This is a genomic window from Thalassotalea agariperforans (assembly GCF_053470345.1).
Genome location: NZ_JBQMWH010000013.1, coordinates 70,589 through 91,313, shown reverse-complemented (window position 1 = coordinate 91,313; position 20,725 = coordinate 70,589). Strand labels below are relative to the sequence as shown.

Genomic DNA, 20,725 nt, shown 5'->3' with positions numbered 1-20,725 from the left:
CGAAGGACTATGAATTAGCATTTAATGTGAGTGCCCACACAAATTGCATGATAACTAATTGTTAAAGAACGTTATCTTTATCAGATAACTCAAGTTAAATCGCATTCGTTTAACTTGTTGCTTCGACCGACTTGAAAGCCTTGCCCGAAGCGAGATGCGCATTCTACGCAACTCAGTTTTGTTGTCAACAAGTTTTTGAATCTTTTTTGAAAGAATTTTTTATCAACCTTTCAAAACGTTTTCTAAACTTATCTCTCAGTTAAATCCCTTATTCAGACAACTTAACTGTTCAAAACGACCTCTTGGGCTTGTCCCGAAGAAGTGGAGCGCATTTTAGAGATTTTTAGGCTGGGGTCAACACTTATTTGCAATTAATTTACTGACTGCTTGGTTTTCGTACAAGCCACGGTTTTATTGGGTTATTAATCAGCAGTTTGTCTATTTATTAGCTTAATATCGCTAAAGTTACTTTTTAAACATTTCACTTTCTTGCAAAAGAATATGGATATTTATTGCCAAATAAGTTTTTTATTTTGCTAATATTAATTAACTTTAGCTATGAGTTGAACATTATGCCCTATTCAAATATTCGTTCGTTTAAAAATATTAGTCCTAAAATTGGTCAAAACACCTATGTAGATGAATCTGCTGTTTTAATTGGTGATATTGAAGTTGGTGATGACTCTAGTATTTGGCCATTAGTTGCTGGCCGAGGTGATGTTAATGTTATTCGCATTGGTAATCGAACCAATATTCAAGACGGCACTATTTTACACGTTACCCGTTTTAGTGAGCAAAACCCTGAAGGCTTTCCTCTTATTATTGGTGACGATGTTACTGTTGGCCATCAGTGTATGTTGCATGGTTGCCAATTAGGTGATCGTATTTTAGTGGGTATGGGAGCAACAATAATGGATGGCGTTGTTGTTGAAGATGATGTTTTTATTGGTGCTGGTACTTTGGTGCCACCAAATAAGCGTTTAGAAAGTGGCTATTTGTATATGGGCAATCCGATGAAAAAAGCCCGTTTACTGAAAGATAGTGAAGCTGCCTTCCTTAAACAGTCGGCAATTAACTATGTTGAATTAAAAGATGAATATTTATCGGAGCTGTAAATTTAGCAATTTATAGCCAAATTTCATTATTTTCGTCTGGCTCGTTGACCTCGAGCCAGTCTTCAATATCTGCTTCTAGATCAAATAATAGATCAGATGAAATAAAGGTATCTCGTGCTAATTTCGCTTCAGAGATATAAATTACAATCCCTTGGCTTTGATAAAACCCTGATAGCGTCCAAAGTGATTTACTTTCATCAAAGGTTAAATCGCTGTTTAATAAGATCGCTTGATTCATAGCTATTTCGTTATTTCATTTACTATAAAGTTTTACGGACAGCCGCTAATATAGGAGGGATATCTGTTTTAACCTTGCGCCAAATTTCAAAGCTCTCTGCCGCCTGACCAACTAACATCCCTAAACCATCAATCACAGTTGTTGCACCTTGCTCTTTTGCCCAATTAATGAAAATAGTCGGTTCATTAGCATACGCCATATCATAAACAAATGTACAACCCTTGAAAATTTGTGCCGGCACAGGTGGTAATTGATTGTGTAAGCTGGCCGAAGTGGAATTAATAATCAGGTCATAAGGTTGTGATAACGTGGCTAACTGCTCAGCACTAATCGCATCAAGTGAGCCATATTCACTAAAACGCGCCACCAATTGCTCTGCTTTTGAAATGGTACGATTACAAATCGATAATAAAGCCGGTTGCGTATCTAATAAAGGTTTGATCACCCCTCTTGCGGCACCGCCAGCACCAATCAATAAAATTCGCTTACCTGTTAATGGTGCTTGGTTATTTTTTAAATCTAACAAAAAACCGGCACCGTCAGTTGTTTCTGCACTAATAGTACCGTCATCATGGAAGGTTAAGGTATTCGCTGCTTCAGCAAGAAGCGCTCCTTCTGTTTTGTGATCAGCTAAAGCAAAGGCTTCTTCTTTAAAAGGCGAAGTAACATTACACCCTTTACCACCACTATCTCGAAAGTCGTAAACCGCTTGCGTAAATTTATCAAGATCAGCTTCTATATAGGTGTATTCAATATCTTGTTTGGTTTGCTCTGCTAACAAACCATGGATTAAAGGAGATTTAGAATGACTGATAGGATTGCCAAAAACGACGTATTTATCCATGATAAAACCGATTGGTGAGAGAAAATTGGCTGTATTAAACTTTTTTTTAACACGAATTACAAGTTGTAAGCACAAAGGCTAAACAGAAACCACCATTAATAGATAAATACATCTCCTGATAAATTAAAACACATCTTAGCTCCTTGATGGTAAAAGACGCTTTATGACTTGGCTCAGTGATTGTGCCCAGATCTCATAGCCTTTGGCCGATGGATGTAAAAAGTCGGGCATGATTTCGGTTGATATAGTGCCGTCATTACTTAAAAATAGTGCCCCATCATCTTGGTAAAATACTTGCTCATTATCAGCAAACTTTTCAATTTTCTGATTTACTTCAATAACAACCTGACGATTAATATGTTTAGCAAGCTGCTCAAAAGGAAAAAGCCCGTACAATAAAACTTTGCTTGTAGGCATATAGTGCAAACAAGCTTGCAGTACTTTATTTATTCCTTGAACAATCACTTCGGTGTCTTCATTTAAATGACCAATATTATTGACGCCGATTTGAAGTACTATCAATTTTGGTGAAAACTTCTCGTATGACATATTCTGTAATCGCCATAAAAGATTACCGGTATGATCGCCGCCAATACCAAAATTAGCTAACGAATAATCGGCAAAGTATTTTGCTACGACAGTAACATCCCAGTTTTCTGTCAATGAATCACCCAAAAACAAAACATCCACATTATCTTCTTTCGTGATTTTTTGGTGACGATGGAAAATATCAAACCAGTCTTGTATTGACATCCAATCAAAATTGACCTGCCTAGGAGCAGCAATTAAACCATCACCTTTTTTCAACATACTAAAGTCACTTGCTCACCTTAAATCATTGGGATGAACACAATACACCAACACAAAATTGTTAACAATAAATAAACAACCATTTACACGGATATGAATTATGTATTAGTATATGAATATACTTTGATTAACTTTTAAGCTTCCAATGGATCTAATTCAATTTTTTGGCCGTTTTCACGTACTGGTCTTACACTTGCCTATCGGCATTTTATTATTGGCCGCATTAATGGAAATCCACGCTGCCTTAATGAAACGTGAACGAGCTAAAACGCTCAACATAATTTGGTTTTGGGGCGCGGTTTCCGCCATCGCCGCCTGTATTTTAGGTTATATGTTATCCCTTGGTGGTGGTTACAATGAAGATGCTGTTTTTATCCATAAGTTGTTTGGCATCTCGGTTGCGACCTTGGCGGTTCTCTGTACGCTGTTATTTTCTTTCATAAAAAATACTAATAAAGTCATTATTACCAGCTTAGCCAGTGTGCAATTAGCATTATTGTTTACCACCGGACATTACGGCGCCAATATGACCCATGGTGAAACCTATTTAGTTGAACATGCACCCAACTTTGTTCGCACCTTAGCGGGTTTTGAACCCCATCAAGGCCCGCGTCCAACAATCACCGCCATTGAACAAGCCGATGTTTACCTAGATATTATTCAGCCGATTTTTAAAGCCAATTGTGTCAGTTGCCATAATGATGCTAAAGCCAAAGGTAAGTTAAATTTAGCGAATATCGCCGGTATCCAACAAGGCGGGAAAACCGGCAGCACTTTAGGCGCCGGCAATATTGAGCAAAGCGAGTTGTATAAACGCATAACCCTTGATGAGCATGATAAAAAATTTATGCCCGCTGAAGGTAAAACGCCATTAACCTCAAGCCAAATAAAAACCATCGCTTGGTGGTTAAAAACCGGTGCGCCGCTCTCGGGTAAGGTGCAAACAGCTGAGCTTGCTCAAGTAGATAAAAAAGCATTAGCGCAATATTTAGGTTTAATGGCGGCAGATAATGCTTGGCCACTAGCAAAAAACTCCGCTATTCCTGAGCAAATAATTATCGCGTTACAACAGCAAGGTTTTTTAGTTAAAACTATCGCAAAAGATATTAACTACCTTGATGTCGATTATTCGTCAAATTTGACCGCGATTACCGATCAAGCGATCTCAGCTTTAGTGAAAGCGAAAGACTATATTGCCTATTTAAATTTAATCAATTCACAAATCAGTACAGAGCAAATCACTCAACTTGCTAGCTTAAGTAATATATTAAAACTACGTTTAGATAAAACCCCAGTCAATGATGAAGGGGTTAACCTGCTGACAAACTTAACTAAGTTACAATATTTGAATTTATTTGGCACACCAGTCTCTGATAAGGCAACCACAAGCTTTAGCCAAATGCCTGCATTAAAACAATTATACATTGGCCAAACGCAAATCAGTAAAGCCGCTGTAACTGAGCTGGTGGCACTTAAACCTGAAATAAACATCTTCGGTTTATCGAATAAGCTGGCTGACTTTCAAGCAGCAACAAAAACCGCCCTTGCTCAAAAACAAGATAATAAAAACAACACCAGCAAGAAAAAATCATAACGGGCTAAATCATGACTATCGACAATAAAAATAACACCGGCGTTAATACCAGTAAACGTCAATTTATCAAACAGGGTACAGCGCTAAGTACTGTGCTGTTGTCAGGCTTTAGCTCAACCGCGATGGCGCATAAACCACCAGCAAAACCTTTACCGCAAGCTGCACGTAACGCGCACGGTAAAATTGTCGGACACGGTGACTTTAAATATAAAGTTAATTACCTGTGGGGAGATTTAGACCCGAATAAAGTGCCGGTAGAAAACTGTCACGGCTTAGCTTTTGATTCCAAAGGTCGGATTATTATGGTGACCGACAGTGATAAGAATAATTTCATTGTTTATAACAAAGATGGCAAATTATTAGATGTTTGGGGGACGCAATATCCTGGTGCCCACTCAATAAAAATTAATCACGAAAACGGTGAAGATTTTATTTATATCGTTGATTGCGGTTGGGTATTAAACCGTCACTGGGATGGGAAAACCGTCAGCAATTGGAAGTCTCCATACAATAAAGTGATCCCGCAACAAGGCTTTATTAGTAAATTAACCCTCGACGGTAAATTGGTTTATACCATTGGTCATCCGCGCACAATTGGTATCTATCAACCAGAAGAGCCGTTTCGCCCTACCGATATTGCCATTGCAGCCAACGGTGATTTATATGTGACCGATGGTTACGGCTCTGATCGCGTTATTCAATATAATCACAACGGCCAATATATCCGTCATTGGGGCGGCAGAAAAAATCAAGACGCTAATTACAACCTGAGTAACACCCATGGCGTTGGAATTGATACTCGTAATCCGAGCGATCCACATTTAGTGATCAGCTCACGCGCTGCTAACGAATTAAAACTGTTTGAGATGAATGGCACCTACCGTAGCACCATTAAAACCCCGGGTGCTTTTGTTGGTGGTCCTATTTATAAAGGCGATTACGCCTATATCCCAGTGTGTTGGTCAGTTGTTGACGGTAAACGACAAGCCAATTCAGGCTTTATTACCATCTTAGATAAAAACAACAAAGTAGTTTCTAACCCCGGTGGTACTGAGCCTATGTATAAAAATGGGGAATTACAAAATATGCATACCACATGGGATGTATTCAATCATTGCCATGGCGTATGTGTAGACGATGATGAGAATTTATATGTCGGCCAATGGAATTCTAATCAAACCTATCCTATTAAGTTAGAGCGAGTTTAATCATATGTTGCAGCTAACAATACTACCTCAAAAAATTACCAAGGCCTTTTCTTTACTCGCCGTGGGCATCACGTCATTAGGATTAACCGCTTGTAACGATAATGCCGACATAGATGCTGATACTGCCCAGTATAATTTACCTGAAGTGGTTGATTATAATTTTCATATCAAACCGATATTGTCAGATACTTGTTTTTTATGTCATGGACCTGACGTGACCAATGCGAAAGCCGGATTAAGTTTAAATACCTTTGAACTGGCAACTACACATGTATTGGAATCAGGTAATCATGCCATTGTGCCCGGTGAGCCTGATAAAAGTGAAGCGTTACAGCGTATCACTTCAACAGATCCAAGCATGATAATGCCGCCGCCAAAATCTAACCTGACATTATCTGATCGTCAAAAAGCGATGATTAAAAAGTGGATCAAGCAAGGCGCACAATATAAACAGCATTGGTCTTTTATCAAACCTGAGAAAAAGTCTATCCCTGAAGTTAACAACAAAGCATGGCCGGTAAATGCACTTGACCACTTTGTTTTAAAAAAACTGGAAGATAATAACCTTTCGCCTAATCAAGCAGCCGATAAAGAGACATTAATACGCCGTGTTACTTTTGATCTCACCGGCTTACCACCAACCCTCGTTGAAATAGACAATTTTTTAGCTGATGATAGCGATAACGCCTACGAAAAAGTAATTGATCGCTTACTCTCAACCACCGCATACGCTGAACGTGTTGCCACTGAATGGCTAGATGTTGCTCGTTATGCCGACACCCACGGCTATGCTACCGACCCATTTCGAGATGTTTCACCTTACCGTGACTGGGTTATTGAGAAATTCGATGAAAATATGCCGTTCGACAAATTTGTTACTTGGCAGTTAGCCGGTGATTTATTACCAAACGCAACCCAAGAGCAAAAACTGGCCACCGCATTTAACCGTATGCATACCCAAAATAATGAAGGCGGTATTGTTTTAGAAGAGTTTCGCGTTGAATATGTCAAAGACCGTGTGCAATCAGTTGGCACAGGTTTATTAGGTTTAACCTTACATTGTGCCCAATGCCACGACCATAAATACGATGACATTCCAACCAAAGGTTATTATCAAACCTTCGCGATGTTTAATAACATAGATGAAACCGGACAAATATCTTGGGATGCCAAAGATATGCCGGTTCCGACCATGTTATTACCGACGGATCGTCAGCAAACAGCAATAAAAAGTATCCAACAAAAAATTAGCGACCGTGAAGCAAACGTCGTTAGCATAGTCAGTAATAGTGATGCTGCTTTTGCTGCTTGGCAAAAACAAAGAGCCGCGGTTGATTTATTAGCCCGTGATGCCCTTGTGGCGCATTATCCATTTACAACAAAGGATGATACTAACAAGATAGCCAGTGCGATTGATAACAACAAATCAGGCCGTGTATTGTTTTCTAGTAGTAAAAACGAAAAAACCGGTGATGATTTAGTAAATATACTTGATGAAAATAATCAGAGTTTTCTGCTGAACGGTGATGACGCCTTGTTTTTCCCTGATGAAAATCATTTTAACCGTGCTACACCTTTTACCGTTTCATTAAAAACGAAATTACCAGACGAGTTAAAAGAAGCCGCATTATTTCATTTTAACCTTTCTTCCACCTTGTATACCTATAAAGGTTTTGATGTCAGTATTGAAGAAAGCCATTGGCTAGTGCGTCTGGCGCATAACTATCCATACAATGCTATTACCCTACGTTCAAAGTCGCCTATTACTAAAGCGCAATGGCAACATGTCACCATGACTTACGACGGTTCATCAAAAGCCAGCGGTGTTAATTTTTACCTAGATGGTGAATTAGTACCAATGTCGGTTGAACGCGATAACCTATATAAAGATATTCGCCACCCTGGTGATGACAACTTAGGTTTAGTTACTGGCTTAAAAGTGGGTGCGCGCTGGCGTGACCGTGGTGCAGCGAATGCTTTAGTGGATGATTTAAAAATTTGGTCGCGCGATTTAAGCCAAGTGGAAGTAAAAGCCAATGCAGAGCACGCTTTTGGTAGAACCTACACTCTCGCCAAAATTGACGATGCACAGCACTTAAAAGACTTTTATAACAAACGTTACAACGCTGCATATAAAGAAAGCTTTGCTGAATTAACCGCGGCACGTAACGAGCAAAATACGTTAACTGAACCTGTGCAAGAAATGATGATCATGCAAGAATTAACGGGTAAACCTCGCCAAGCTTATGTGCTTGACCGTGGTTTATATTCGAATCATGGCGAACCGGTAGAACCCGGCGTAGTAGAAAGCATTTTCCCGTTTGATGAATCGCTGCCTAAAAATCGCATTGGTTTAGCCAAATGGCTCACGGATCCTAATCATCCATTAATGGCTCGCGTTGTTAGTAATCGTTATTGGATGATGTTAATGGGCACCGGTATTGTTCGCACGCCTGAAGATTTTGGTAGCCAAGGAAAATTACCTACCCACCCTGACGCTCTTGATTGGTTAAGCCGAGAATTTATTGATTCTGGCTGGGATATTAAACACATAATAAAAACCATCGCGATGACAGCAACGTACCGTCAAAGCTCAATTACTAGCGAAGCACTAAAAGAAAAAGATCCTGAAAATATTTTTTATGCTCGTGGGCCAAGCGGCCGCTTAACCGCTGAAATGTTACGTGACAACGTATTAGCCGCCAGTGGTTTATTAGTCAATAAAGTCGGCGGAAAAAGTGTTTACCCTTATCAACCAAAAGGTTTGTGGCAAATGAACCGCGCTAAATATCAGCAAAGTACTGGTGATGATTTATATCGCCGAAGTATGTATACCGTTTGGAAGCGTAATGCGCCACCGCCCAGCATGCATAATTTCGACACACCAACACGTACTTATACCGTGGGTACTCGACAAGCGACCAATACACCATTGCAAGCACTAACCATGATGAATGATCCGCAGTTTGTTGAAGCAGGCCGAGTTTTGGCCGAAAAAGTACTGATGCAAACACAAGATAATCAACAGCAATTAACGAATATCTACCGTTCATTAACCAGTCAATTCCCTGATAAAAACGAACTGCAGGTGATGTCAGAAATGTACGAAAAGTTTGTCGAAAAATACGCAAACAATCCTGACGACGCTGATGCCTTTTTAGCGATTGGTGAAAAACCATTGTCACCGTCATTAAACAAAACCCTAGTGGCGGCGTTAAGCGCTGTTGCCAATTTAATTATTAATCATGACGCGACCGTAATTAAGCGCTAATGCTGGAGAACTAATATGACTCAATTTAATAACGCCATCGCAGAATTACAAAAGCAACTGAGCCGCCGCAGCTTTCTTAAAGGCGCGTCAATGGCTGGCTCTGCCGCCAGCTTAGCCGCTATCCCTGGTTTAAGTTTGGCCGACGATAGTAAAATAATCTTACCCGATAACAATATCGTACAGCCAGACACCAGTTTAAATGGTGTTATGGGGCAGCCGCATTTCCCAGCAAAAGCTAAGCGCATGATCTATTTATTCCAAAGTGGCGGTCCATCACAAATGGAATTGTTTGATCACAAACCCATGCTCAACAAAATGCACGGTAAAGAAATACCAAGTGAAGTACGTGGTGAAACGCAACTTACCACCATGACCGCCCAGCAAACTTCGCTGCCGTTGGTTAAATCTGTTTTTGATTTTAAACAACACGGTGAATGTGGTGCTTGGGTGAGTGAATTATTACCACATACCGCTAACGTGGTTGATGATTTATGTTTTATCAAATCAGTACAAACCGATGCAATTAATCACGACCCTGCCGCGACCTTTATGTTAACCGGCTTCCCTATTGCGGGTCGCCCAAGTTTAGGTGCATGGTTAAGTTATGGCTTAGGCAGCAACAATAACAACTTACCCTCCTTTATTGTGTTATTAACCAATCAAACCAAGGGGCAACCGGTATTTGCTCGGCTTTGGGGTAATGGCTTTTTACCTTCAGTACATCAAGGTGTACGTTTTAGAGCAGGTAAAGAACCGGTATTATTTGTTAATAACCCTAATGGCTTAAGCCGCTACGACCGCCGTGAAATGCTAAGTTACTTAACCAAATTACACGGCATTCAGCATGCTAAAACCATGGACGATGAAATTCACTCTCGCATTGCTCAATATGAAATGGCGCAGCGCATGCAAACCTCAGTACCCGATGTAACTGATTTTTCTGATGAGCCTGATTGGGTTTTTGATATGTACGGCCCTGACTCTCGCACACCAGGCACTTATGCCGCCAACTGTTTATTGGCTCGTCGATTAGCTGAGCGAAATGTTAAGTTCACACAATTATTTCATCGCGGTTGGGATCACCATAATTATTTACCGGGCGGCATCAAGCAAATGTGTAAAGATACCGACCAAGCATCAGCGGCATTAGTTACTGACTTAAAACAGCGCGGTTTATTGGATGACACCTTAGTGGTTTGGGGCGGAGAATTTGGCCGAACCAGTTATTGTCAAGGTAAGTTTACCGAAGAAAAATACGGTCGCGACCACCACCCCAATGCTTTTACCATGTGGATGGCTGGTGGTGGCGTTAAAACTGGTTTAAGTTATGGTGAAACCGATGACTATGCTTATAACGTGATAAAAGACCCGGTTCATATACATGACTTACACGCAACTATTATGCACTTAATGGGGGTTGATCATGAAAAGCTGACCTTTAAATATCAAGGTCGCCGATTCAGATTAACAGATGTTCACGGTAAGGTCGTCAAAGGTATTTTGGCTTAACAAAAGCTAGTATTAAAACAGTTCAAGCCTTGTGACTTAATTGCTTTTTTTGAATTAAGTTACACGGCTTTTTAAGTGCTTATCTGTAGGGACACTAAACTAAGCTACATTCAGTAAGACGATTCATCACTTGAGTTAAATGATTTTTTATCGCACGACTGGCTGCTTTTCCGTCACGTTGCATTAAGGCATCGAGCACTTGTTTATGCTCATCTATACGAGGGGTTGAACCTTTATCTCGTAATTTTAAATGAAACTGCTGACTAACCGCAGACGATTCACGGATCTGCCATAGCCATTCATATAATGGTGTCAGTGCACTGTTTCTGGTGGCTTTAATAATCAACAAATGAAAAGCATGATCAATGCGTTCAGCTTCTTCGATATCTTGATTATCAACTGCTGCCGACATGGCGGCTAATAACTGTTTTAACTGATGCAGCTCATTATTACTAATTCGCTCGGCTGCCACTTCTGCCGCTTCCGACTCTAACATCATCCGTGCTTCTAATACTTCGAATGGCCCCGGCGTATCTTCTGCTGATTGTAGAATGTTGGCTTTTGAAAATGGAGCTAAAGCATAAATACCTGATCCTGAACGTATTTCAACAAAGCCACTGACTTCTAAAGCAATCATAGCTTCACGTACCGTAGAGCGACTCACAGAAAATTTTGCCGCTAAATCGCGTTCTGCGGCAAAACGTTCACCAACTTTAACTTCACCATTTTTTACCATTTCAGCTAAAGCATTAGCTATTTGTAAATATAAACGTTGGCTCGAATGCTCTGTTGTTGTCATGTTAGCTCTTAATAAATGATAACGGATAATTTTTTCGCGAGATTATATGTTAAATAAACCGTAAATACACAAATGCCATTAAAACTTCAATAATGTAAAAACATTTCTTAAGTACTGTTTTCATGGCACAGCGGGTCTCAATAAACATGATAAAACAACTTATTTATTTGGCATGACCAAATAAATAATACTTGTGTAAATATAATACTAAAAATCAATTTTATTCATAATACTCCCGTAAAACATTACAATAAAATCATTGATAGAGGCAAATAATTATTTATAATTCAAATTTGGTCAGTCCAATATATGATGTTATCATCATTAAAACAGTAAGGTTGAATTATAGTTATTATGAAAAAATCATTGTTAGTTGCGGGCTCACTTTTTTTACTAGTTGCTTGTATGTCAAATCAAGTAGCAAACGAGCAGAGCAAAACCAATCAATTGCCAAATAATGTCGATACTATTCAAACAAGCACTAAACCTGTATGGCAACCTTTGTTGGATGATAATAGCCTATCACAATGGCAACAATTAGGTGGTTCTGCGCCTTATCATGTTGAAGATAACATCATTGTAGGTACCACCATACCGAGCAACCAAAATTCATTTTTAGCGACAAAACAAATATTCAGCGACTTTATTTTTGAAGTAGATGTGAAAGCAAGCGCAGGAATAAATTCAGGCATACAATTTCGTAGTAATAGCCTTGCAGATTATCACCAAGGACGCGTTCATGGTTATCAGATGGAAATAGATACCAGTTCACGTAAATGGAGTGGTGGAATTTTTGACGAAGCACGTAGTGGCTGGTTATATAACTTAAGTCGCAATCCAAATTGCCAAAATCAATTCAAGGTTGATGAGTGGAATACATACAGAATTGAAGCTATTGGTCATCACTTACGCACCTTTATCAATAACGTGCCATGCGCTGATTTAATTGACGAGCAATCTGCATCAGGTTTTATTGCGTTACAAATTCACAGCGCCGGCCATGCCGCAAAAGGCAAACAAGTAAAATGGCGTGATCCACGTGTTTTAACCGATGATGTGGAAAAATTCATCAGCAAAGCAAATAACGATCTGCAAATTAGCTATTTAAATAACCAGCTAACCGCTTTCGAAAAAGCTCACGATTGGCGATTACTTTGGGATGGAAAAACCACCATTAATCCTGCTTGGAGCATAACTGATCAGAGTTTATTTGCGAATACCGCAGCCAATTTAGCTTTTGATATTAACGAGCAAAACTTTGAATTTGAACTCGATATTAAAGTAGGTGATCACCTTGATGGTGCCATTCACTATTTACTCGAAGAAAGCGCATTAAATGACACTGCGTTATCAACATCTTCAATAATCAATTCACCACTCTCATTTAAGCTTGCTGATGATAAGCTTAATCCTTTAGCTAAAGATGCAAAGCAAAGTTTTGCAGCAGTTACAGGCAAAGTAGCACCAAGCAATTTTTCAGAGCCTGATCGCCAAGCTAAAAGAGAAAAAGGTAAATGGGGTTGGAATCGTGTTCGTATTCATGTCGCCTTAGGTAAAGTAACGCACTGGTTAAACAACGTAAAAGTAGCTGAATTCAACCTCGAAAAAAAACAACAGCCTAATAAAAGTATCTTAGTTATTGCGTTAAACAAAGGTGCTGCCAATATTCGTAATATTAAATTGCGCAAAATTACAATTAACCCAGGTGATCGTGCTGGCCACGTGATGAAAGAAGTTGTGCCTCGTGACCTGATCCCGCAAGCGCCGATATTATCGGTAGCCCAAGCATTAAAGACATTTAAAGTTCACCCTGACTTCGAACTTGAAGTAGTGGCCAGTGAACCCTTATTGTTCGATCCTGTCGCAGCTATTTATGATGCTGCCGGCCGAATTTGGGCATTAGAAATGACTACCTACATGCTGGATACTAAAGCAACGGGTGAAATGAAACATGAAAGCCAAATTGTGGTCTTATCTGACACAGATCAAGATGGCACTATGGATAAACGACAAGTTATTGTTGAAAAAATATTGTTACCGCGCGCCCTTGCTTTTATTGAGGGCGGAATTTTATGGGCTGATAATGAGCAGTTATATTTCAGCGAAATTAGCGAAAAAAATAATACCATTAAACTGATCAAAACAGATGTTGTTGATAGTGACTACGCAAAAGGCGGTAATATTGAGCATAAACCCAATGCTTTACTTTATAGCCTAGATAACTGGTATTACAACGCAAAATCATCGCAGCGCTATCGCCCTTACCCGCTGTCAGCACAACTACCAAAAGGAGCGAAAGAGGTTTACCGCAATGGCTTTTGGAAAATGGCTCGTTCACAAACCGAATATCGTGGCCAATGGGGTCTAACGCAAGATGATTATGGCCGCCATTATTTTAATTACAATTTTACTCCACTATTAACAACATCATTTTTACCTAATGTTGCCACTCGCAATCCTAAACACAAATTTCCTGACACGCTTACCCAACAAAAAGTGGGTAGCAATGATGTTTATCCGATCAGGGTTACGCCAGGTATTAACCGTGGCTATATGAAAGACATGTATGCTGATGGTTATAAACTAAAAACCCATACCGCAGCCTGTGGCCCATTAATTTATCGCGGTAATCAATTTCCCAAAGAATATTATGGTATGGGATTAGCACAAGAGCCTGCGGGTAATTTAATGAAAGCCACTAAAATCACCGAAAATAACGGTATGGTTAGCGGTGAAAACTTGTTAAGCCAACAAGAGATACTAGCTTCTACTGATGAAAGATTCCGCCCAGTTAATGCCATTAACGCTCCTGACGGCACCATCACGGTTGTCGATTTTTATCATGGTATTTTGCAACATCGCACCTTTTTAACTAGTTATTTAAATAACCAAATTAAAATGCGTGATCTAGAGCGCAATAAACACATCGGCCGTTTATACCGTTTAAAACATAAAAACAGTAAAATGCCAAAAGTGACTTACCTCAATAAACTATCAGCCGAACAATTAGTGCCTTATTTAGCACACGATAACGGTTGGCACCGAGATACCGCCAAGCAACTGATAGTCATGAAACAAGATAAATCGGTTATCGAGTTATTAACTAACATGGCAATAACGTCAACAAACCATCTTGCACAAATTAATGCCTTATGGACGCTTGAAGGGTTAGGTGTGGTTGATCTAAAAACACTCCAACAAGCAGCAAAAACTAACAACGCTAAAGTAAAGCGCAGTATTTATCGATTAGCTGAATATTTACCAAACAATAATCAAGTGCTTAACAACTGGTTAATGGCAGAGGCAAAACAAGCCAATAAAGAACTTGCCAATGTTTTAGTGTTGGCTGCAGGCACACATCAAGCTTGGCCTGTCATAAGCATTTTAATTAATCGTTTTGGTGTCAATGACTTTACCTATGCTGCATTAGCCTTTAATGAAGCTAATTTTTTAACCGCTGAACAGCAAAATATACCATCGGCAGCTACTTCAAATATCCGTAAGCTTGTCAATACCAATGTACAAAGCAAAACCCAGAGCCTAACAGGCGAAGCCTTAAAAAGCTTTAACCGCGGGAAAGCACTCTATAATGGTGAAATAGGTTGTTTTGGTTGTCATGGTGCTGAAGGTAAAGGTAACGAAATGATCCCACCACTTGATGAAAGCGAATGGGTTACCGAATCAAAAGAACGTTTAATCGCCATTTTATTACGTGGTTTATCTGGGCCGGTAACAGTAAATGGCAAAAAATTCACTAGCCCATTAACGATGCCAGGCTTAGGTGAAAATCACGATGTTAGTGATCAAAACCTTGCTGATATTGCTACATTTATTCGGAACGCATGGAGCAACCAAGCCAGCACAGTGACGGCAAAAGATATTGATAAAGTGCGTCAACTTACCGAACAACAAAGTATTCCGTATACCGAGACACAACTCAAATCAGATTTTAAAAAATAACGGACAGGAAATTTTCAAATGAACCAAGATAACGTAATTAAATTAGGGGTTATTGGGTTGGGCAATATAGCTCAACAACATATTAATAACATTACTTCAGGTGCCGTTAAACAATGTCAAATTACGGCATTATGCTCTCGCAATAAAACACCTCTGGCAGATGAATTAGGCGCGAGCCATTTTCAACAGTACCAAGATTTAATCGACTCAGGTTTAGTTAACGCAGTATTAATTGCTACCCCTACCATGTCGCATTTCGACATTGCTAAATACGCACTCGAAAAAAATATTCATGTCATGCTAGAAAAGCCTATTGGCCTTTCATCATTAGAGGGTGAAAAACTGGTTGCTTTAGCAAATAAAGAAACTAAGTTTGCCTTAATGTTAAATCAGCGTACTGATCCGACTTTCAAAAAAATCAAAACGGTTGTCGATAGCGGTGTGTTAGGTGACATCCAGCGTACTCACTGGACAATGACTAACTGGTTTCGTCCTGACATTTATTTTCAAGTAAGTGATTGGCGCGCCACTTGGAAAGGTGAAGGTGGCGGTTTATTGGTTAATCAATGTATTCACAACCTTGATATTTTTCAGTGGATTTGCGGTGTACCCAGTGAAATTACTGCCTTTTGTGAATTTGGTAAATACCATAATATTGAAGTAGAAGACGAAGTAACTGCTTACTTACGATATAACAATAAAGCAACTGGCGTATTTATTGGCTCAACAGGGGAAGCTCCTGGTGTTAACCGCTTTGATATTATTGGCGATAAAGGCAGTTTACATTTTGCTGTTGAAGGTGGAAAAAGTAAATTAACTCAAAAATTGAATGCGCAAAGTACCGCTGAATTTTGTGCCAATACTGATGAAATGTTTGGCATGCCTGCCGTTACTGAAAGTGATATCACGACAACAGAAACGGTTAATCAGCACGCAATTATTATGAATAACTTTGTTAATGCTATTCACCATGATGAACCTTTAATTGCGCCAGCACAAGATGGCTTAGCTTCATTAGATATTGCCAATGCTATGCTGCTTTCTACTTGGCAAAAACAAGCGATAGCTTTACCTATGGATAGAAATACCTATCAAAATGAGCTTAATAAAAAAGCCAATGCTTCAACACTAAGAACAAAATCAAATGCTGAAGCAAAAGTCGATATGAGTGCGTCGTATCGTTAACACATGGCGCACTATAACGTACTGATAACAATGACTATAACAAAGAGAACAAGATGACAGATTCAATCAATCAAGAAAGACAAATGCTAAGAGCGCTTTCTCAACAGCCTTTTAGCAAGCGCATTCCCAAATACTTAAAACTCAGTGGTCCCGGTTGGTTACAAGGTGCTATGACCTTAGGTGGCGGTAGTGCCGTAACCTCATTAACCATTGGTGCCCTCTTTGGCTACGAATTGTTGTGGGTGCAACCTGTCGCCATGTTAATTGGCTGTATTATGTTGTTTGCCTTGTCACATCAAACCTTACATACCCAAGAAAAACCTTTTGAGTCCATGAAAAAGCACGTTAACAAGCCCATTGCTTGGGGTTGGGCGATTGCCGCTTTTGCTTCCAGTTTAATTTGGGGCTTTGCACATTATCCGTTAAGTGCTGCCATGCTAGAAGAAATTATTGTAGTGAGTACCGGCTTTTCTGTTGATAAAGAGTCAGGTACTGCCCGTGATATGTATTTATTATTGTTAGCCGTTATTATTTGGGCAGGTGTTGCTTTTACCGCGTGGAAATATGGTGATCATGATGCCGAAGGTGGAAAAAATAATGCCGTTAAGTATTTTGAAACCGGTATTAAAGTATTAAGTGGTTTAATTATTATCGCTTTTGCTTGGGTTGTTATTAGTGCGTCATTAAACGGAAAAGTTGATTGGGCCGCTGTGGCTTCCGGTTATATTCCACAATCATTTCCTGACACAGCCCAAGGGGTTACCGTAGTTATGGCTGCTTTAGGTAGTGCCGTTGGTATCAACATGACCTTTATATATGGTTACACCCTGCTACATAAAAAATGGACACCTGATCATGCTGAGTTATCACGTTACGATATCGGCTTAGGTTTAGTTATTCCTTATATTTTAGTAACTAGCTTAATTTCTATTGCTGCTGCTGGCGCCTTTTTTGGTAGCGATATGGATATACAAGGTAAATTAAGCCCAACACAAGCAGGTACTATGTTTATGTCTGCAGGCTTAGATGAAGTCACTAGCCGCTTAATTTTCGCCTTTGGTATTTTAGGTATGGCAGTTGGTTCATTAGTAATGCATATGCTGTGTTGTGGCTCTGCCGCTGCTGCTATGTTTGGTTGGTCTGAAAACAGCCTAAAATACAAACTTGCACTTTTAGCCCCAACGCCGGCCATTTTAGGTGTTTTTGTTTGGCAAACCATGGGCGCTTATGTGGTTTTACCAACCTCTGCTATTTGTGGTTTCTTATTGCCAATTGCATACATTGGCTGGGCTGTACTCAACAATAAAAAAGATTATTTAGGTGATGCCATGCCTACCGGCAAAAAACGTTTCTTTATTAATATTGCAATGGCGCTTTGTATTATCACCGTACTCAGCAGCGTTATTTATTCTACTATGGTTAAAATGGGTTAATTGTCATGTCTGAACCAACTAAAAAACCAAACATGAAAGATGGTGCTAATTACGCACCTGTTGGGCAATCAGTTAAAGTGGTTGCACCAAACGAATTTTTCTTTTCAGTGGCCTTTTTAGATCACGGTCATATTAACGGCCAAACTAACGGCTTATTACAAGCGGGCGCTACTTTAAAATATGTTTATGATACTGACGAAAAACGCTTAGCTGCTTTTTGTGAAAAATATCCACAAGCAACGGTAGCCACTAGTTTTGAGCAAATTCTTAACGACTCTGATACCCAATTAGTGGCAAGTGCCGCTATACCTCATTTACGTGCAGGCATTGGCATTCAAGTAATGCACGCGGGTAAAGATTATTTTACCGACAAATCGCCTTTTACTACGCTTGAACAATTAGCTGAAGTGAAAAAAGTGGTTGCTGAAACGGGTCGCATCTATGCGGTTTATTATGCCGAGCGTTTACATAATGAAGCAGCTTTTGAAGCAGGTGAGCTTATTAAACAAGGTGCCATTGGCCGTGTACTACAAGTGATCAATTTAGCGCCTCATCGATTAGCAAAAGCGACTCGTCCAGATTGGTTTTTTGATAAAACATGTTACGGCGGTATTTTAACCGATATAGGGTCACACCAAGTAGAGCAGTTTTTAACTTACACTGGAGCAACCGATGCCACCATTAACTTTGCCCGCATTGAAAACTTTAACAACGCCGACAAGCCTGGGTTAGAAGACTTTGGTGAAGTATCGCTAACCGGAGATAATGGCGCTTCATTTTATACCCGTGTTGACTGGTTTACCCCTGAAGGTCAAGCAACTTGGGGCGATGGCCGTACCATTATTATTGGTACAGAAGGCAATATCGAATGCCGTAAGTACAACGATGTTGCACGCCAAGCACCAGCATCAAAAATATTCATTACCAATGGCGAAAAGGAACGAGAAATTGATTGTTTAGGACAATCATCTTTTCCGTATTTTGGACAATTAATTTTAGATGTTATTAATCGCACCGAACATGCAATGAGCCAAGCCCATACGTTTAAAGCCGCTGAATTAAGTATGTTAGCGCAAAAAATAGCTGAAGACGCAGCAACAAAATAGCAAACAGAAGATAAAAACCGCATTCATGACACTCTGAATGCGGTTTTTTTATGCCTGAAAATTAGCGCTAAGTAATTAAAATTTATAACCTAGCATCAAAGAGTAAACCATAGGATCAATATCAACATTTGATTTGCCTTTACCTACTAAACCACCAACATTTAAACTATCTTCCACATTAAAGGTTGCTTGTGTATTAATATCAATATAGCGCGCGGAAACATTTAAGCTCCACTGATCATCTAATAAATAATCAGCCCCTAGCTGTACTGAATAGCCAAACGAACTGTCTAGTGATAAATCACTAAAACCAGCCGCTTTCGGCGTTGCTGTAAACTTTTCTTCAAAAAATACCGTGTAGTTAATACCAAGCCCAAGATAAGGCTTAAATACAGAAGCTGTATCGAAATAGTATAAGGCACTAATAGTCGGTGGCAGTTGCTTAACATTGGCAAGCTTGGCGTCGTTTAAATCAATATTATAAATACTGTTTGTTGCCCCCGTTGGGTCTTGTAAATAAATATCATGATCAAACGGTGTTGCCGCTAACACTTCAAGCGCCCAGTTTTGATCATAAAAATAAACAAAATTTAACCCTAACTGGGTATTATCTTCTGGCGATAAAGTCAGGGGTAATGCTGCTCCATCTAAAGAAATACCCGCTTGATTTGAATCAGGCTTAACCTGAGTTAAACCGCCGCGAATAACAAAGTCGCCGGCTTGATAATTAGCCGAAAAAGTAGAAAAAGAGGCTAATAATGCTAAACAAAGTAACGATTTTTTCATGAGCTATGTCCTTAAAATTAATTAAGGTCAGTGTAAACAGCGCTGAATAACAAAACTTGATATAGCTCAAACAATTAAACTAGAGTTAAAACTCTATAACTGAACGATGATCTATATCAAATTTTTACACTATGCTGATAAAAATTATCTTGGTGGGTCAATTTGATCGCCAATTGAATTATTAATGCGAAACCAACCAGCAATACTATGGCGCTTCCTTAAAGCCGGTAACACTTCATGAGGAAATTCTTCACTAAGAAAAATCACCAAAGTACCAAGTGTTGGTGATACATCAAAGAGTTTGTGCTCTGGCTGTTCAGGATCATACATCACCAATTCACCACCTTCTTCTGGCTGCCAATTAGGGTTTAAATAATACACTGTTGATAACAAACGGTTTGCCTGCCCTTTAAAAGCGTCAACATGCTTTTTATAAAAAGCACCCGGCTGATAACAAGCAAAATGGCTTTCATAACTGAACAAGCCTAAAAACAACAAACGATTTAGTTCAACACGAACTTTTTCCATTTGGCTTAACCATAAAGACTCAATAGGTTGCTGATGATCAATCCAGCGAATTTCGTCACTACGGACAAATTGGTTAATTGTTTGTTGCTCTGAACGACCAATCGCTGCTTCTTGAAACTGTTCCGTATCAAGCTGCAACACATAATGTAATAAAGCGTCTTCTATATCGGCAGCAAACGCGTGATGAATTACGCTGTAACCTTTAGCTTTAAGGTCGTTAGCTACTTTAAGGTAATTAATTTCACCAACAAAAGATTGTTCAAAAACGTGCATTAGTTAATCAAGTAGATAAAAGGTGGCGCATTTTGCAACAACTTACTAAAACTAAGCAATAATTTT

General features: G+C 39.4%; 15 protein-coding genes. 9 read left to right on the top strand and 6 right to left on the bottom strand.

All coding sequences use genetic code 11. From position 1 onward, the window contains the following. Nucleotides 1-572: 572 nt before the first annotated feature. A complete protein-coding gene (locus ACSLUO_RS14845; RefSeq protein WP_448249635.1) occupies nt 573-1,115 on the top strand; it encodes a gamma carbonic anhydrase family protein in 543 nt (180 codons plus the stop codon). A 10-nt stretch (nt 1,116-1,125) separates the two neighbouring features. On the opposite strand, the gene ACSLUO_RS14840 is transcribed toward ACSLUO_RS14845, so the two are convergent. From ACSLUO_RS14840 to ACSLUO_RS14830, 3 genes are all read right to left on the bottom strand, one after another. Then, a complete protein-coding gene (locus ACSLUO_RS14840) occupies nt 1,126-1,353 on the bottom strand; it encodes a hypothetical protein (RefSeq protein WP_448249633.1) in 228 nt (75 codons plus the stop codon). Nucleotides 1,354-1,375: 22 nt separating this feature from the next. Beyond that, nucleotides 1,376-2,197, bottom strand: a complete 822-nt coding sequence (aroE, locus tag ACSLUO_RS14835; RefSeq protein WP_448249631.1) for a shikimate dehydrogenase — start codon at nt 2,195-2,197, stop codon at nt 1,376-1,378. Between the two features lie 135 nt (nt 2,198-2,332). Next, on the bottom strand, nt 2,333-3,007 hold the full coding sequence (locus ACSLUO_RS14830) for a GDSL-type esterase/lipase family protein (protein ID WP_448249630.1): 675 nt from the start codon (nt 3,005-3,007) through the stop codon (nt 2,333-2,335). Nucleotides 3,008-3,152: 145 nt separating this feature from the next. Here ACSLUO_RS14830 and ACSLUO_RS14825 point away from each other — a divergent pair, with 145 nt between their 5' ends. The 4 genes from ACSLUO_RS14825 to ACSLUO_RS14810 are packed head-to-tail and all read left to right on the top strand — an operon-like array spanning nt 3,153 to nt 10,589. Continuing rightward, a complete protein-coding gene (locus tag ACSLUO_RS14825; protein WP_448249628.1) occupies nt 3,153-4,601 on the top strand; it encodes a c-type cytochrome domain-containing protein in 1,449 nt (482 codons plus the stop codon). 11 nt (nt 4,602-4,612) lie between these two features. Then, nucleotides 4,613-5,809: an NHL repeat-containing protein gene (locus ACSLUO_RS14820; RefSeq protein WP_448249626.1), complete on the top strand. Its 1,197-nt coding sequence runs from the start codon at nt 4,613-4,615 to the stop codon at nt 5,807-5,809. 4 nt (nt 5,810-5,813) lie between these two features. Further along, entirely contained in the window at nt 5,814-9,080 is a 3,267-nt protein-coding gene (locus tag ACSLUO_RS14815; RefSeq protein WP_448249625.1) for a DUF1553 domain-containing protein, read from the top strand. Between the two features lie 15 nt (nt 9,081-9,095). Beyond that, on the top strand, nt 9,096-10,589 hold the full coding sequence (locus tag ACSLUO_RS14810; protein ID WP_448249623.1) for a DUF1501 domain-containing protein: 1,494 nt from the start codon (nt 9,096-9,098) through the stop codon (nt 10,587-10,589). 94 nt (nt 10,590-10,683) lie between these two features. On the opposite strand, the gene ACSLUO_RS14805 is transcribed toward ACSLUO_RS14810, so the two are convergent. Continuing rightward, nucleotides 10,684-11,388, bottom strand: coding sequence for a FadR/GntR family transcriptional regulator (locus tag ACSLUO_RS14805; protein ID WP_448249621.1), 705 nt, complete (start codon nt 11,386-11,388; stop codon nt 10,684-10,686). Between the two features lie 405 nt (nt 11,389-11,793). Here ACSLUO_RS14805 and ACSLUO_RS14800 point away from each other — a divergent pair, with 405 nt between their 5' ends. Genes ACSLUO_RS14800 through ACSLUO_RS14785 form a run of 4 tightly spaced genes read left to right on the top strand, consistent with a single transcriptional unit; the run spans nt 11,794 to nt 19,072 of the window. Further along, nucleotides 11,794-15,348, top strand: a complete 3,555-nt coding sequence (locus ACSLUO_RS14800; protein ID WP_448249619.1) for a PVC-type heme-binding CxxCH protein — start codon at nt 11,794-11,796, stop codon at nt 15,346-15,348. An 18-nt stretch (nt 15,349-15,366) separates the two neighbouring features. Next, entirely contained in the window at nt 15,367-16,533 is a 1,167-nt protein-coding gene (locus ACSLUO_RS14795; protein WP_448249616.1) for a Gfo/Idh/MocA family protein, read from the top strand. 53 nt (nt 16,534-16,586) lie between these two features. Next, nucleotides 16,587-17,966 carry an NRAMP family divalent metal cation transporter gene (locus ACSLUO_RS14790; RefSeq protein ID WP_448249615.1) on the top strand — a complete coding sequence of 460 codons (1,380 nt, stop codon included), beginning with the start codon at nt 16,587-16,589 and terminating at the stop codon, nt 17,964-17,966. Nucleotides 17,967-17,971: 5 nt separating this feature from the next. Then, complete coding sequence (locus tag ACSLUO_RS14785) at nt 17,972-19,072, top strand: Gfo/Idh/MocA family protein (protein ID WP_448249613.1); 1,101 nt, start codon at nt 17,972-17,974, stop codon at nt 19,070-19,072. 75 nt (nt 19,073-19,147) lie between these two features. Here ACSLUO_RS14785 and ACSLUO_RS14780 read toward each other — a convergent pair whose 3' ends face one another. Continuing rightward, nucleotides 19,148-19,858, bottom strand: a complete 711-nt coding sequence (locus ACSLUO_RS14780; RefSeq protein WP_448249611.1) for an OmpW/AlkL family protein — start codon at nt 19,856-19,858, stop codon at nt 19,148-19,150. A 144-nt stretch (nt 19,859-20,002) separates the two neighbouring features. Next, nucleotides 20,003-20,659 (bottom strand): 2OG-Fe(II) oxygenase, encoded by a 657-nt coding sequence (locus ACSLUO_RS14775; protein ID WP_448249609.1) that lies wholly within the window; start codon nt 20,657-20,659, stop codon nt 20,003-20,005. Between the last annotated feature and the right edge of the window lie 66 nt (nt 20,660-20,725).